Raw genomic sequence first — 13,815 nt, 5'->3', positions numbered from 1 at the left:
GACCACTCCGAAAGGACCTCCTCATGACACAGCGACAGCTCTTCCTCGGCGCCTACGTGCTCTTCCCCAGCGGCCACTTCGCCGGGGCGTGGCGCCACCCTTACTCGGCCCAGGACTTCCTCGGCCCTCGCCTGTTCCAGGACATCGGGCGGACCCTGGAGGACGCGAGGTTCGACCTCGCGTTCATCCCGGAGACCGTCAGCCACCGGCCCGGGTTCGCCACGCACGGGCTGAGCAACGCGCTCAAGCACGACCCGGCCCAGCTGGCCGCGCAGATCGCCGCCGTCACGACGCACCTCGGCGTCGGCATCACGCTGTCCACCAGCTTCAACTCGCCGTACAACCTCGCCCGGACGCTGGCCAGCCTCGACCACCTCTCCGGCGGGCGCGTGGCCTGGAACATCATCCAGTCGAGCGGCGCGGCCAACTACGCGAACTTCCCGGAGGTGACCGAGCTCGGGCGCAACGAGCTGTACGACCGGGGTGACGAGTTCGTGGAGTCGGTGGTGGCGCTCTGGGACTCGTGGGGGGAGGGCGCGCTGGTCGCCGACAAGGAGACCGGGCTCTTCGCGGACACCGCGAAGATCGCGACGCCCGACTACAAGGGCGAGTACCTCGCGGTGCAGGGGCCGCTGAACCTGCCCCGGTCGCCGCAGGGCCATCCCGTGCTCATCCAGGCCGGGGACTCGCCGCGCGGCCGGGAGTTCGGCGCCCGCTGGGGTGACGTCATCTTCGCCATCGAGCGCACGCAGGCCGACCTGCGGGCGAAGAAGGACGACCTGCGGGACAAGGCGCGGGCCCTGGGCCGGGACCCGGAGAAGATCAAGCTGTTCGCGGCCGTGCAGCCGATCATCGGCGAGACCACGGCGATCGCGCAGGCGCGGCGGGACTACCTGCGCACGATCATCACGCCGGAGGCCGGCATCGAGTTCTTCGGGCTGTTCTCCCGGCTCGACCTCGGCGACCTCGCCCCCGACACGCCGTACGCGCAGGTCATCGAGGAGCGCGCGACTCCGGAGCAGGCCGCGAGCCGGGCGATCGTCGCGCTCGACGAGCTGCTGGGGTCCCGACGAGGCTCGGCGACGATCGCGGAGGCGGCGATCGAGTTCTCCACCAGCGAGCTGACCCCGCAGATCGTCGGCACCGGCGTCGAGGTGGCCGAGCAGCTGGCCGAGCTGTTCGAGTCCGGGGCGGCCGACGGCTTCCTGGTGACGCCGACGCACTTCCCCGGGTCGTTCGACGAGTTCGGCCGGGCGGTCGTGCCGCACCTCCAGCGGCTGGGGGTGTTCCGCACCGAGTACGCGGGCACCACCCTGCGCGAGAACCTGGGCATCTGATGACCGCGACCCTCGCGCAGGACACGTCGTACCGGCTGCCGACGCCGGACGGTGTGGAGCTGGCGGTGACGTTCCGGCCCTCCGACGGGGACAGCGTCGTCGTCCTCTCGCACGGGTTCCTGTCCGACCGGCACGCGGGCGGCCGGTTCGACCGGTTGGCCGACGAGTACGCGGCGCTCGGTCATGCGGTCCTGCGGTACGACTTCAGCGGGTTCGGGCTGTCGGGGGGAGACGTCGTGGACGGCGACCACCTGCTCGCCGACCTGCGGACCGTGCTCGACCACCTGGACGGCCTCGGGTACACCCACCAGGTGCTGCACGGGCAGAGCCTGGGGTCCGCGGTCTCGCTGCGGGTCGCCCCGGAGCGGTCCGCCGTGGTCACCCTGGTGCTCACGGGCGCGCTGACCGGTGCGGGCGGGGGCGACGCGCCCTACCCGTTCCTCACCCCGGAGCAGGTGGTCGCCTGGTACCGGGACGAGGACGTGCACCTGGAGGGGTCCGGTCGCACGGTCACGGTCAACCGGCTCCGCCCCAAGGTCGGCTCGACCGGCACCCAGGAGGAGCTGCTCACCGCCGTGCGGGTGCCGGTGCTGGTGATCCACGGCGACACCGGGCACAGCGAGCGTGCGCTGCTGGCGATCACCGAGGCCGGGCGGCGCTGGCTACCCGCGGGGTCGGCCGTGGAGGTCGTCGCCGGGTCCGAGCACACGTTCGTCGAGCACCAGGACGAGGTCGCGGCGCTCGCCACGGCCTGGGTACGGCGGCACGTGTAGTCAGCGCTGGGGCCCCGCGGGCGTGCGGGGTCCCAGCGGCAGGCCGAGACGCTCGCGCAGGGTTCCGCCGGTCCGCCCGGGCGGCCGGTGGCGGGCGAGCAGCGGGACGACGTCGCGGGCGAACCGGCGCAGGCCCGACGGCATCACCGCCGGTCCGACAAGGAAGCCGTCGGCGGCACCGTCCTCGAACCAGCCGATCAGCTCGTCGGCCACGTCCTGCGCCGTGCCGACGACCAGCCGGTGTCCGCGGGTGGCCTCCGCGACGCGCGCGAGCTCGCCGACGCTCAGGTTCTCCCGGGTGGCCCGCCGGTGCAGCAGGGCAGCCCGGCTGCGGTGGCCCTCGGTCATCGCCGGGGCGGGTTCGACGGGCGCGTCGAACGGCAGCGCCGACGTGTCCCAACCGAGGATCGCGGACAGCCGGCGTCGGGCGGCGTCGTCGTCGAGGACCTCGGTCAGCCGAGCGTGCACGTCCTGGGCCTGGGCGCGGCTGGAGCCGACCAGCACCATCACGCCCGGCACGACCAGGACGTCGTCCGGGTCCCGTCCGGCGTCGGCCACGCGGGCCTTGAGCTCGGCGTAGTGGGCGCGGGCGTCGGGCAGGTGGTCCTGCGAGGTGAGCACCACGTCGGCGCACCGGGCGGCGAGCGCCAGCCCGTCCTCGGACGCGCCCGCCTGGAACAGCACGGGTCGTCCCTGCGGGGACCGGGACGCCGGCAGCACCCCGCGCTCGTGCTGCACCCGGTGCACCCGTGACGGGTCGACCACCGCTCCGGTGCGCCGGTCGCGCACGAGGGCGTCCGGCTCCCACGCGTCCCACAGCTGCGCGGCAGTGGTCACCACCTCGTGCGCCCGGGCGTAGCGCTCGGCGTGCGGCGGCAGGCCGGGCAGTCCGGGCCGGAACGAGGTGACGATGTTCCAGCCCGCCCGTCCGCCGGAGACGTGGTCGAGGCTGGAGAGCTGGCGCGCCAGGGCGTACGGCTCCTGGAACGTGGTCGAGAAGCTGCCGACGAGCCCGATGCTGCTGGTCGACGCCGCGAGCGCGCCGAGCAGCACGGCGGGTTCGAGCCGCGGGTGGAAGCCGGGGGAGACGGGGTCGCCCTGCTCGCCCAGCACGTCGGTGAGCAGGAGGAAGTCGAGGCCCGCGTCCTGCGCCACCCGAGCCGCGGCCAGGTGCTGCCCGAGCGACTCGGAGTCCGTGGGCTGCGTGCTGATCCGCCACGCGCCCGCGTGCTGGCCTACCACCGTGTGGTGCACGCCGAGGCGCAGGTGTCTGGGCGCCATGGGTCCTCCTGTCCGAGCCGGGAGGGCAGCGTGCGGGACGGGCCGCGCCCACGCGAGCATCTGGGTCGAGGATCCCGCGATGTGAGAAGGCCGTCCCGATCGTTGACATCGCCAGGCGTGGAGCCGACCCTCCTGCGCAGGTCAGGAGCTCCCCTGTATGGCTCGGCAGGGGGAGCAGCACGCAGGTGCTCCCGAGCGCGACCCAGCCCGCCGCAACGGTGGGCACGCGTCCGACACCCCAGGGAACCGCCATGTCCGTCGATCTCCTCCCGTCCGCCGTCGCCGCGCGCTACGGCGGCGCGGCGCCCCTCGACGTCGCCAGCACGGACGTCATCGAGCTCCAGCTGGCTCACCGCTCGGTGCGCCGCTACCTGCCCGACCCCGTCACGGACGCCGAGCTCGCGGCGGTCGTCGCCGCGGCGCAGTCCGCTGCCACCAGCTCCAACCTCCAGCTGTGGAGCGTCGTGGCGGTGCGCGACGACGAGCGCCGGGCGGCCCTGTCGGCGCTCGCGGGCGACCAGGAGCACATCACGGCGGCCCCGCTCCTGCTCGTCTGGCTCGTGGACCTCGGGCGCGCCCACGCCATCGCGGCCGCGCACCAGGCACCGACCGAGGGTGCCGACTTCCTCGAGTCCGCCGTCGTCGGCTTCGTCGACGCCGCCCTGGCCGCGCAGAACGCGGTGCTCGCCGCCGAGTCGCTGGGCCTCGGCACCGTGTACATCGGCGCGCTGCGCAACCGGCCCGCCGAGGTCGCGGCGCTGCTCCACCTGCCCCAGCACGTGTTCGCCGCGTTCGGCCTCGTGGTCGGTCGGCCGGACCTGAGCGAGAACGCCCGCATCAAGCCGCGCCTGCCGCAGTCGGCGGTGCTGCACCACGAGACGTACGACGACGCCGAGCACGCCGACGCGGTCGCCGCCTACGAGGGCCGGATCGGGGACTTCTACGCCGAGGAGGGGTTGTCGCACTCCTGGGTGGAGCGGGTGCTCGCCCGGCTGTCCGGTCCCGCGGCGCTCAACGGCCGGGACCAGCTGCGCTCCGCCCTCCAGGCGCAGGGCTTCGAGCTGCGATGAACGCGGCGACACTCACGCTGACGGCGGTGCCGTGGACGCACCCGCACGCGGGCCGCCTCCGGGACCAGATGGACGCCGAGGTGGGTCCGCGCTACGCCGACCTGGTGGCGGACCGTGGGCCGCGGGTGCCCGTCGACCCCGCCTCCGTCCTGGTCACGTACGTGGCGTACGACGGCGACCGGCCCGTGGGCACCGCGTCCCTGCGCCTCGCCCACGGGGAGCACGAGGTCAAGCGCGTCTTCGTGGCCGGCACGCACCGCCGGCTCGGTCTGGCCGCCCGTCTCCTCGACGCCGTCGGCGGGTGGGCGGCGGATGCGGGCGTGCGCACGATCGTGCTCCAGACGGGCGTCCGCCAGCCGGAGGCGGTCGCGCTGTACCGGCGCGAGGGCTGGCACGCGATCGAGCCGTTCGGCGACTACGTGGGCGACAGGGTGAGCCTCTGCTTCGCCAAGGACCTGGCATGACCCGCACCCCGACAAGGAGAACACCGTGACCACCACCTCTGACACCTCCTCCCGCCCCGGCGCCCCGGCCGAGCACCTGAGCCTCGAGGAGGCCGCCGCGCTCGCGCCCGTCGTCAGCCCCGCGCAGGCCGCCGAGCTCGTCGCCGAGGGCGCGTTCCTCGTGGACGTGCGCAGCGAGGCCGGCCGGTCGCGCACGGGCGCCATCCCCGGCGCGACGGTCGGCGACCGGTACGCGATCGACGAGGAGTTCGACCTGACCGCCGCCACCCGGCACGCGCCCGTCGTGTCGCTGGACACCCCGATCGTCGTCGTCTGCGGCTCGGTGCGCGGGTCCGGCCCGGTCGCGGCTGAGCTGCGCGCCAAGGGGTTCACCCACGTGGTGCACGTCGAGGGCGGCTTCCCGGCGTGGAAGGACGCGGGTCTGCCCGCCGAGGCGCCCGTCGGATGAGCACCCCGTCCACCGCGTTCCTCGACGAGCTCCACGCGCTCACCGAGCGCCGACGGGCGGCGTTCGTGCCGTTGACGTCCGCGTACCCCGGTGCCGACGAGCCGTCGCGCGAGCTCGTCCGGGCGGCGGCCAAGGTCGGCGAGGGGGCCGTGCTCGACCTCGCGCACGCGATCCACGCCCACCCGGAGGAGGCGTTCCGCGAGGTCCGCTCGGTGGCCGCGATCGCGGACCTGCTGCGGGCCCACGGGGTACCCGCCTCCGTGGGGACGCACGGGCTCTCGACGGCGCTGCGCGCCGGCCTGACGGCGCAGGGTCCCGACGACGGCGCCGCGCGCTCCGATGCCGGGCCGACGATCGCGATCCTCGCCGAGTACGACGCGCTGCCCGGGGTGGGCCACGCGTGCGGCCACCACCTCATCGCGGGTGCAGCGACGGGGGCGTTCCTCGCGCTGCACCGCGCGGTCGCGGACGGGCTGGAGCTGCCCGGACGCGTGCTGCTGCTCGGCACGCCCGCGGAGGAAGGGAGCTCCGGCAAGGAGATCCTGGCGCGCAACGGGTTCTTCGCAGGGGTCGACGCCGCGATCATGGTCCACCCGTTCGGGTTCGACGTCGTCGACCACCCGTTCCTGGGCCGTCGCCAGCTTCGCGTGACGTACCACGGGGTCGCGGCGCACGCGTCGGCCAGCCCGTTCATGGGCCGCAACGCGCTCGACGCGGTGGCGCTGAACTACCAGGCCGTCGCCATGCTCCGCCAGCACATCCCGCCGAGCGACCGCGTGCACGGCGTGATCCTGGAGGGCGGTGCGCGGCCGAGCGTGGTGCCCGAGCGGGCGACCGTCGAGTACTACGTCCGGTCCGCCAGCCCGGCGACCCTCAAGGACCTGTCCGAGCGTCTCGCGGACATCGCCCAGGGCGCGGCGCTGGCCACCGACACCACGGCCGAGCTGGTGTGGGACGCTGCGCCGTTCACGCTGCCCGTACGCACCAACTCACCCCTGGCCGAGCGCTGGGCCGTGCACCAGGCGGGTCGGGGCCGGACCGTGCTGGCGGGGGGCGTGGTGCCGGAGATCCTCGCGGCGTCGACCGACTTCGGGAACGTGAGCGTCCGGCTGCCGGGCATCCACCCGATGATCGCGGTGAGCGACCCGGACGTGGCGCTGCACACCCGCGAGTTCGCCGAGGTCGCGGGCGGTCCGCGGGGGGACGCGGCCGCGATCGACGGCGCGGTCGGTCTCGCACTGACCGCGCTCGACTACCTGTCCGATCCGGCGCTGCGCGCAGCCGTCCGGAAGGACTTCGAGGACGCAGGGGGCGTGCTGGACGTCGAGGGCTACTTCTCGTGACACAGCAGCCCGTGGTCTACGCCATCCACGAGAACCCGGACTGGTTCGGGCCCTTCGCCGACGCGCTGGACGCCGAGGGCGTGCCGTACGTCGAGTGGCTGCTGGTCGGCGGTGTGCTGGACCTCGACGAGCAGCCTCCGCCGGGCGTGTTCTGGTCGCGCTTCTCGGCGTCCAGCCACACCCGCGGACACGGGTTGTCCAAGGACCACACCCGTTCGGTCCTGTCGTGGGCCGAGGCCGCGGGCCGGCGGACCGTGAACGGACGGTCCGTCCTCGAGCTCGAGGTGAGCAAGGTGGCGCAGCTGACCGCGCTACGGGCCGCGGGGATCGACGTCCCGCGGACGGTTGCCGTGATCGGCTCCGCCGGGCTCGTGGCCGCAGCACGCCGGTTCGGCGGGCCGTTCGTCACCAAGCACAACCAGGGCGGCAAGGGGCTCGGGGTGCACCGCTTCGACGACGCGGACCAGCTCGCCGAGCACGTGGCGTCTCCGGCGTTCGAGGAGCCCGTGGACGGGATCACCCTGCTGCAGGAGTACGTCCAGCCGGCCGACGGCACGATCACCCGCGTCGAGCTGGTGGGCGGGGAGCTGGTCTACGCGATCCGTGCCGACACCACCGCCGGCGGGTTCCAGCTGTGCCCCGCCGACGCCTGCGCGGTCGGCCCCGACGGTCGGCCGGTCGCGCCGCCCGGGGCGCTGCGCGCGCCCGAGCCCGGTGAGCAGATCTTCTCGCTGCGTGAGGACGTCGACGGCCTGCCGGTCGGCCGCTACGTCGCGTTCCTGGCCGCGCACCGGATCGAGGTGGCGGGCGTCGAGCTCATCGAGGCCGCCGACGGTCGGGTGGTCACCTACGACGTGAACACGAACACCAACTACAACGCGGCGGTCGAGGCGGTGGCGCCCCGGTCCGGTCCGCGGCAGGTGGCGCGGCTGCTGGGGTCGCTGCTCGAGAGGGAGACACCATGAGCGTGCAGGTGCGGACCGCCCGCGACGACGAGCTCGAGGCGGTCGCCGAGCTGACCGAGCGCGGGTTCGGCGCCGGCCCGTACGGTCCGACCACCGACCCGGAGCGCCTGCGCCTGCTGCGCGACACCCCTGGGCGGGCGGCCGCGGGCGACCTGCTCGTGGCGGTCGAGGACGGCCGGCTGCTCGGCACGCTCAGCCTCCTGCGGCCGGGCACCGGTTACACCCGCCAGGCGCGTCACGACGAGGCCGAGGTGCGGCTCCTCACCACCGGCCCGGAGGCGCGCGGCCGCGGCGTCGGCGCCGCGCTCGTGGCCGAGTCGATCGCCCGGGCCCGCGCCTGGGGCGTCCGCGCGCTCGTGCTCGACACCGGCCCGCGCAACGTCGCCTCGCAGCGGCTCTACCACCGGCTCGGGTTCGAGCGCGCGGTCGAGCGCGAGACCGTCGTCGTGCCCCGGGGGATCGGCCGCCTGGCCGTGTTCGTCTACGACCTCGATCGCACCGGGCTGCGCGTGCGGCTGATCGCGCCGCACGAGCTCGACCGCGTCGCGCAGCTGTCGGTCGACGCCTACGGCCACGACTACGACCTGCCCGCCGACTACCGCGCCTCGCTGGCCGACGTCGCCTCTCGTGCCCGCGAGCACGAGGTCTGGGTGGTCGAGGACCTGGCGACCGGCGAGCTGCTCGGCACGGTCGCCACCCCGCGCCCGGGCGAGCACATCTCCGACCTCGGCCGCCCCGGGGAGCTCGACTTCCGCCTGCTCGCGGTCGACCCCGCGGCCCGCCGGCGCGGCATCGGGGTGCTGCTCACCGAGCACGTCCTCGCGCTCGCCCGGCAGCGCGGCCTGGAGCGCGTGGTGATGAACTCCGGCCCGCAGATGACCGGCGCGCACGCTCTCTACCACCGGCTCGGATTCGTCCGCCTGCCCGACCGCGAGACCCGCGTCGTGCACGGCGGCACCCTGCTCGCCTTCGGCTACGACCTCGCACCCCTGACGCAAGGAGCACGCTCGTGAAGTTCCAGGTCCTCGACATCGTCCCGCACGGCCCCCACCCGGTGACCGGCGAGCTGCTCGACCCGTCCACCCGCCTCGAGCGCGTCGTCGAGACCGCCGTGCTCGCCGAGGAGCTCGGGCTCGACGCCTTCGCGGTGGGGGAGCGGCACGCAGGGGACTTCCTGTCCTCGTCGCCGACCGTCCTGCTCGGCGCGCTGGCGCAGGCCACCGACCGGATCCTGCTGAGCACCGGCGTCACGGTGCTCAGCCTGCTCGACCCGGTCCGCGTGGCCGAGGACTACGCCACGATCGACGTGCTGTCCCGCGGGCGGCTGGAGATCGTCATCGGCAAGGGCAACGAGGACAAGCACTTCCCGCTGTTCGGCCTCGAGCTGGCCCACCAGTACGACTACCTCGAGGAGAACTATGGGCTGCTGCGGCGGCTGCTGAGCGAGGAGCACGTGGACTGGGAGGGCCGGTTCCACGCCCCGCTGACCGACGCGACCACGCTGCCGCGCCCGTACGACGGCCCGTTCCGCATCTGGCACGGGTCGGCCACCAGCACGATCGCCGTGGATCTCGCCGCGCGGCACGGCGACCCGATCGTGTCCGCCAACGCGTTGCAGCCGCGGGAGAACTACAAGGTGCTCATCGACCGGTACCGCGAGCAGCTGGAGATCAACGGGTTCGACCCGTCGGTCGGCTACGTCGGCTCCGGCTCGGGCGGGCTGTTCCTGGCCGACACGACCGAGCAGGCCACCGAGGAGTACCGGGCGGTGTACGAGGGGTTCGCCGCGCGGATGGCCGCCAAGCACGTCGGTGAGACGCGGCCGGGCAAGGTGTCGTCGTTCACGCACATCGAGGACGCGGTCGAGCGCGGGCCCGCCCTCGTCGGCTCGTCCGAGCGGGTGGCCGAGAAGATCCTCGACTACCACCGCTCGTACGGGCACGACCTGCAGTCGGTCTCGCTCAACCCCGTGCTCCCGTACGAGCAGCAGCAGGACGTCCTGCGCCGCTTCGCGCAGGAGGTGGTGCCGCTGGTCCGCGCCGAGGTGTCGACCACCCTGTGGGGGCCGCAGGACGCCGGCCGCGCGCGGGGCCTCGACCGGCTCGTGAGCGTCTGACGTGCCCGTCGAGTTCCTCGGCGCCGGCTACGGCAACCCGTCGACGGAGACCACCCCGCTCGTCGGACCCGTGTGGGACCCGGGCTACACGCGGGAGATCGCGCGCGCCCACGAGCAGCACGGCTGGGACCACGTGCTGTTCCCGTACGCCTCCGACGGGCCCGACCCGGCGCAGGCCGCGGCATGGGCGGCCGCGCACACCGACCGGATCCGGCTGCGGGTCGCGCACCGGCCGAACGTGTCGGCGCCGACGTTCGCGGCGAAGACGTTCGCGACGCTCGACACCGCCTCGGGTGGCCGGGTGACCGTGCACCTGATCGCGGGCGGCCTGACCAGCGACCAACGAGCCGAGGGCGACGACCTGGACAAGGACGCGCGCTACGACCGGCTCGGTGAGTACGCGGACGTGCTGCTCCGGTCGTGGACGTCCGACGCGCCCTTCAGCCACGCCGGGCCGTACTACCGGACGGAGGACTTCCTCCTGCGTGCGCGGTCGTCGCACCGCCCGGGCCTCTCGGCCGGCGGGGCGTCGCGACGGGCCCTCGAGGTCGGTGCGCGCGTCGCCGACGTGTTCGCGTTCTTCGGTGAGCCCCTCGCCGCGACGGCCGACCAGGTGGCGTTGCTCTCGTCGCTCGCGACGGCAGCCGGGCGTCCGACCCCACGGCTCCAGATCGCGTTCCGCCCGATCGTGGCGCCGACCGACGACGAGGCCTGGGCCAAGGCGCGCGCGATCCGGGCACGGATCGACGAGCTCGCGGCACCGCGCACCGTCCGGACGCTCACGGAGGCGCCCCGGGAGCCCGGAAGGCTGCCCGAGAACACCGCGAACCTGCGGCTGGCCGAGCTGGCCGCGTCGGGGGAGCGGCACGACCGCGCCCTGTGGACGCCCACGGTCGCCGGGGCGGGTGGGCTGCCGACGAGCGCGACCGCGCTGGTCGGCTCGTACGAGACCGTGGCCGAGGCGCTGCTGGACTACGTCGACCTCGGCTTCGAGATCTTCGGGCTGCGCGGCTACGACCTGATCGCCGACGCGGTCGAGCTCGGGGAGCACGTGATCCCGCTCGTCCACCGTGGCGTCGCCGAGCGGGAGGGCGTGGGCACCGGGACTACCCTGGTTCGATGACCACCTCGCTCGACCAGCCGGTGCAGGACGCCGTCGAGACCTCGGACGTCGTCGCGCAGGTCCGCGCGGTCGCCGAGCGGGCCAAGGTCGCGTCGCGCGCCCTGGCCACCGCCACCCGCGCCACCAAGGACGCCGCGCTGCGCGGCATGGCCGACGCCCTCGTGGCGGCCACGGACGAGATCGTCGCCGCCAACGCCACGGACCTGGAGCGTGGCCGGGCCGACGGCACGTCCGCCGGGCTGCTCGACCGCCTCGCGCTCACGCCCGAGCGCATCGTCGCCATCGCCGACGCCCTGCGCGAGCTGGCCGCCCTGCCCGACCCGGTGGGGGAGGTCGTCCGCGGCTCCACGCTGCCCAACGGCCTGCGGATGCGTCAGGTGCGGGTGCCGATGGGCGTCGTCGGCATGATCTACGAGGCGCGCCCGAACGTCACCGTCGATGCGGCCGGGTTGGCGCTCAAGAGCGGCAACGCGGTGATCCTGCGCGGCGGCTCGGCCGCGGCGGCGAGCAACGAGGTCATCGTCGGCGTCCTGTCCCGGGCGCTCGTCGCGCAACGGCTCCCCGGCGCGCTCGTGCAGTCGATCGACGCGTGGGGCCGGGAGGGTGCGGTCGCGCTGATGCACGCCCGCGGCCTGGTCGACCTGCTGGTGCCCCGCGGGGGAGCGGACCTGATCCAGACGGTCGTGCGCGAGTCCACGGTGCCGGTCGTCGAGACCGGGGTGGGCAACGTGCACGTCTACGTCGACGAGACCGCGGACCTGGCCGTCGCCATCCCGATCCTGCTCAACTCCAAGACGCAGCGCGTCGGGGTCTGCAACGCCGCCGAGACCCTGCTGGTGCACCAGGCGGTCGCCGACGAGTTCCTCCCGGTCGCCCTCGCGATGCTGGCCGACGAGGGCGTGACGATCCACGGCGACGAGACGACGCTCGCGCTCGCCCCCGACGAGGCCGACTGCGTGCCGGCCACGGACGAGGACTGGGCCACCGAGTACCTGTCGCTCGACCTCGCCGTCCGGGTGGTGGACTCGCTCGACGAGGCGCTCGACCACATCCGCACCTGGAGCTCGGGCCACACCGAGGCGATCATCACGCGGGACCTCGCGGCCTCGGAGCGGTTCGTCGCGGAGGTGGACTCGGCGGCGGTCATGGTGAACGCCTCGACGCGGTTCACCGACGGCGGTCAGCTGGGCCTCGGCGCCGAGATCGGCATCTCCACGCAGAAGCTGCACGCACGGGGGCCGATGGGCCTCGGCGAGCTCACGACGACCAAGTGGATCGTGCACGGCGACGGGCACGTCCGACCCTGAGGGCACAGTCCCTCGTGCGACACTGTTGGCTCTCGACCACCCCTGGAGGAACGACGTGCATGCTGCCCTGATCGCCGCTGCTGAGGCCGCCGAGCACGGCAACGAGCTCCCCTTCCCGCCCGTGGTGTTCGGTATCGGCGCGTTCGTCGGCCTCGTCGCGATGCTGCTGATCACGTTCGCCTTCCGCAGCGTCGGGACGCGCCACTGACCGACGACCAGTCAGGGACCGGACCGATGACGGAACCGCCACGCTCGATCCCGCGCCGGGTCGGTGTCATGGGTGGCACGTTCGATCCCATCCACCACGGCCACCTGGTCGCGGCCAGCGAGGCCGCCGCACGGTTCGACCTCGACGAGGTCGTCTTCGTCCCCACCGGCCGCCCGACGTTCAAGCTCCACCAGGACGTCACCATCCCTGAGCACCGGTACCTCATGACCGTCATCGCCACCGCGTCGAACCCGCGGTTCACCGTGAGCCGGGTCGATGTGGACCGCTCGGGTGTGACGTACACCGTGGATACCCTGCGCGACCTCAAGACGGCCCGCCCGGACGCCGAACTCTTCTTCATCACAGGTGCGGATGCCATCGCGCAGATCCTGACGTGGAAGGATGCCGAGGAGCTCTTCTCGATGGCGCAGTTCGTGGCGGTCACCCGTCCCGGGCACGCGTTGTCGGTCGACGGGCTCCCCGGCGATCGCGTCCACGTCCTGGAGGTCCCCGCCCTGGCGATCTCCTCGACCGACGTCCGCGCACGTGAGCACGCCGGGCAGCCGGTCTGGTACCTCGTCCCCGACGGGGTCGTCCAGTACATCGCCAAGCACAGGTTGTATCGAGGTCAGTCATGAGTGAACCGGGAGAGCGGCGTCGTCGCCGCGAGCTCCATCGCAACCCCGAGACGGGCGACGTCTCGGCCGCCGCACCCGACGCAGGGTCTGCGGCAGGTCCGGCGACTCCGGGTGGCGCCGGTACGGCCGGCCAGGTGTCCCGCCGTGCCATGCGCGGCGTGGGGGCCGAGGACACGCCCGCGCGCGGCACCGCTCCCACCGCGCCGCAGCCCACCGACTCCAGCCGTTCCCGCCGGTCCATCCGCGACACCGCCCTCGACCCCACCAGCGCTCGCCCCGGCACGTCGGGCGCGGGCACCCCGACGTGGTCGGCGCCCGCGCCGAGCGCCGCTCCCAGCCGTCCTGCCGCGCCTGCTGCGACCCCGCCGCGTCAGGCGCCGCCCACCGGCGCACCCGCCACCTCACGACCGGCCGCCGCCCAGCGTCCCGCCGCTCCGGCGCCCACCGCGCCGCCCGCCCAGCGTCCCGGCCCCGCCGCTCCGGCATCGCCGGCCGCCTCCCGTCCCGCGGCAGCGACGTCCGGCGGCCCCGCCACCTCACGTCCCGCCCCGGCGTCGACGGCTCCCGCTCAGTGGGGCCAGCGCTCCGCCGAGCCTGCCGGTCCCAGTGCACCGGGCAGTACCGGGGGCTGGGCACCGACGCCCCCTGCCAGCCGCCCGGCCCCGCAGGAGCGGGCGACCCCGACCCCGCAGTCGCCGCCCGCGCCCGCGCCGCGCCGCGACGGGCCCAGCTGGGCCGGTGG

14 protein-coding genes and 1 pseudogene are annotated in these 13,815 nt (G+C 74.3%); 14 read left to right on the top strand and 1 reads right to left on the bottom strand.

Annotation, left to right across the window (positions count from 1 at the left end):
* Positions 1-23: 23 nt before the first annotated feature.
* Together HP550_RS03990 and HP550_RS03985 are read left to right on the top strand one after the other, a co-directional pair.
* Entirely contained in the window at positions 24-1,337 is a 1,314-nt protein-coding gene (locus HP550_RS03990) for an NtaA/DmoA family FMN-dependent monooxygenase (protein ID WP_175346307.1), read from the top strand.
* Positions 1,337-2,110: an alpha/beta hydrolase gene (locus HP550_RS03985; RefSeq protein ID WP_175346306.1), complete on the top strand. Its 774-nt coding sequence runs from the start codon at positions 1,337-1,339 to the stop codon at positions 2,108-2,110. The genes HP550_RS03990 and HP550_RS03985 overlap by 1 nt, the downstream gene beginning before the upstream one ends.
* Here HP550_RS03985 and HP550_RS03980 read toward each other — a convergent pair whose 3' ends face one another.
* A complete protein-coding gene (locus HP550_RS03980; protein ID WP_175346305.1) occupies positions 2,111-3,391 on the bottom strand; it encodes an NtaA/DmoA family FMN-dependent monooxygenase in 1,281 nt (426 codons plus the stop codon).
* Positions 3,392-3,642: 251 nt separating this feature from the next.
* Here HP550_RS03980 and HP550_RS03975 point away from each other — a divergent pair, with 251 nt between their 5' ends.
* The 12 genes and pseudogenes from HP550_RS03975 to HP550_RS21910 form a co-directional block, all read left to right on the top strand.
* Positions 3,643-4,461, top strand: coding sequence for an NADPH-dependent oxidoreductase (locus HP550_RS03975; protein ID WP_175346304.1), 819 nt, complete (start codon positions 3,643-3,645; stop codon positions 4,459-4,461).
* A complete protein-coding gene (locus HP550_RS03970; RefSeq protein ID WP_175346303.1) occupies positions 4,458-4,925 on the top strand; it encodes a GNAT family N-acetyltransferase in 468 nt (155 codons plus the stop codon). Before HP550_RS03975 ends, HP550_RS03970 begins: the two co-directional genes overlap by 4 nt.
* A gap of 25 nt (positions 4,926-4,950) precedes the next feature.
* Complete coding sequence (locus tag HP550_RS03965) at positions 4,951-5,373, top strand: rhodanese-like domain-containing protein (protein WP_175346302.1); 423 nt, start codon at positions 4,951-4,953, stop codon at positions 5,371-5,373.
* Positions 5,370-6,716 (top strand): M20 family metallopeptidase, encoded by a 1,347-nt coding sequence (locus HP550_RS03960; RefSeq protein WP_175346301.1) that lies wholly within the window; start codon positions 5,370-5,372, stop codon positions 6,714-6,716. Before HP550_RS03965 ends, HP550_RS03960 begins: the two co-directional genes overlap by 4 nt.
* Complete coding sequence (locus HP550_RS03955) at positions 6,713-7,681, top strand: ATP-grasp domain-containing protein (protein ID WP_175346300.1); 969 nt, start codon at positions 6,713-6,715, stop codon at positions 7,679-7,681. The genes HP550_RS03960 and HP550_RS03955 overlap by 4 nt, the downstream gene beginning before the upstream one ends.
* Positions 7,678-8,694 carry a GNAT family N-acetyltransferase gene (locus HP550_RS03950; RefSeq protein WP_175346299.1) on the top strand — a complete coding sequence of 339 codons (1,017 nt, stop codon included), beginning with the start codon at positions 7,678-7,680 and terminating at the stop codon, positions 8,692-8,694. Before HP550_RS03955 ends, HP550_RS03950 begins: the two co-directional genes overlap by 4 nt.
* Entirely contained in the window at positions 8,691-9,797 is a 1,107-nt protein-coding gene (locus tag HP550_RS03945; protein WP_175346298.1) for an LLM class flavin-dependent oxidoreductase, read from the top strand. Before HP550_RS03950 ends, HP550_RS03945 begins: the two co-directional genes overlap by 4 nt.
* 1 nt (position 9,798) lies before the next feature.
* Complete coding sequence (locus HP550_RS03940) at positions 9,799-10,920, top strand: LLM class flavin-dependent oxidoreductase (RefSeq protein ID WP_175346297.1); 1,122 nt, start codon at positions 9,799-9,801, stop codon at positions 10,918-10,920.
* Positions 10,917-12,227 carry a glutamate-5-semialdehyde dehydrogenase gene (locus HP550_RS03935; protein WP_175346296.1) on the top strand — a complete coding sequence of 437 codons (1,311 nt, stop codon included), beginning with the start codon at positions 10,917-10,919 and terminating at the stop codon, positions 12,225-12,227. Before HP550_RS03940 ends, HP550_RS03935 begins: the two co-directional genes overlap by 4 nt.
* A gap of 55 nt (positions 12,228-12,282) precedes the next feature.
* Positions 12,283-12,435 (top strand): hypothetical protein, encoded by a 153-nt coding sequence (locus HP550_RS03930; RefSeq protein WP_175346295.1) that lies wholly within the window; start codon positions 12,283-12,285, stop codon positions 12,433-12,435.
* A 26-nt stretch (positions 12,436-12,461) separates the two neighbouring features.
* Positions 12,462-13,073 (top strand): nicotinate-nucleotide adenylyltransferase, encoded by a 612-nt coding sequence (gene nadD / locus HP550_RS03925; protein ID WP_175346294.1) that lies wholly within the window; start codon positions 12,462-12,464, stop codon positions 13,071-13,073.
* Positions 13,070-13,815 (top strand): annotated as a pseudogene (locus HP550_RS21910) (hypothetical protein); the annotation flags it as partial. The gene nadD and the pseudogene HP550_RS21910, both read left to right, overlap by 4 nt.

Origin of the sequence: Cellulomonas humilata (assembly GCF_013359775.1) — a bacterium.
In the GTDB taxonomy this organism is placed as follows: Bacteria; Actinomycetota; Actinomycetes; order Actinomycetales; family Cellulomonadaceae; genus Cellulomonas; species Cellulomonas humilata.
This window is presented reverse-complemented; position numbering and strand designations above follow the sequence as displayed.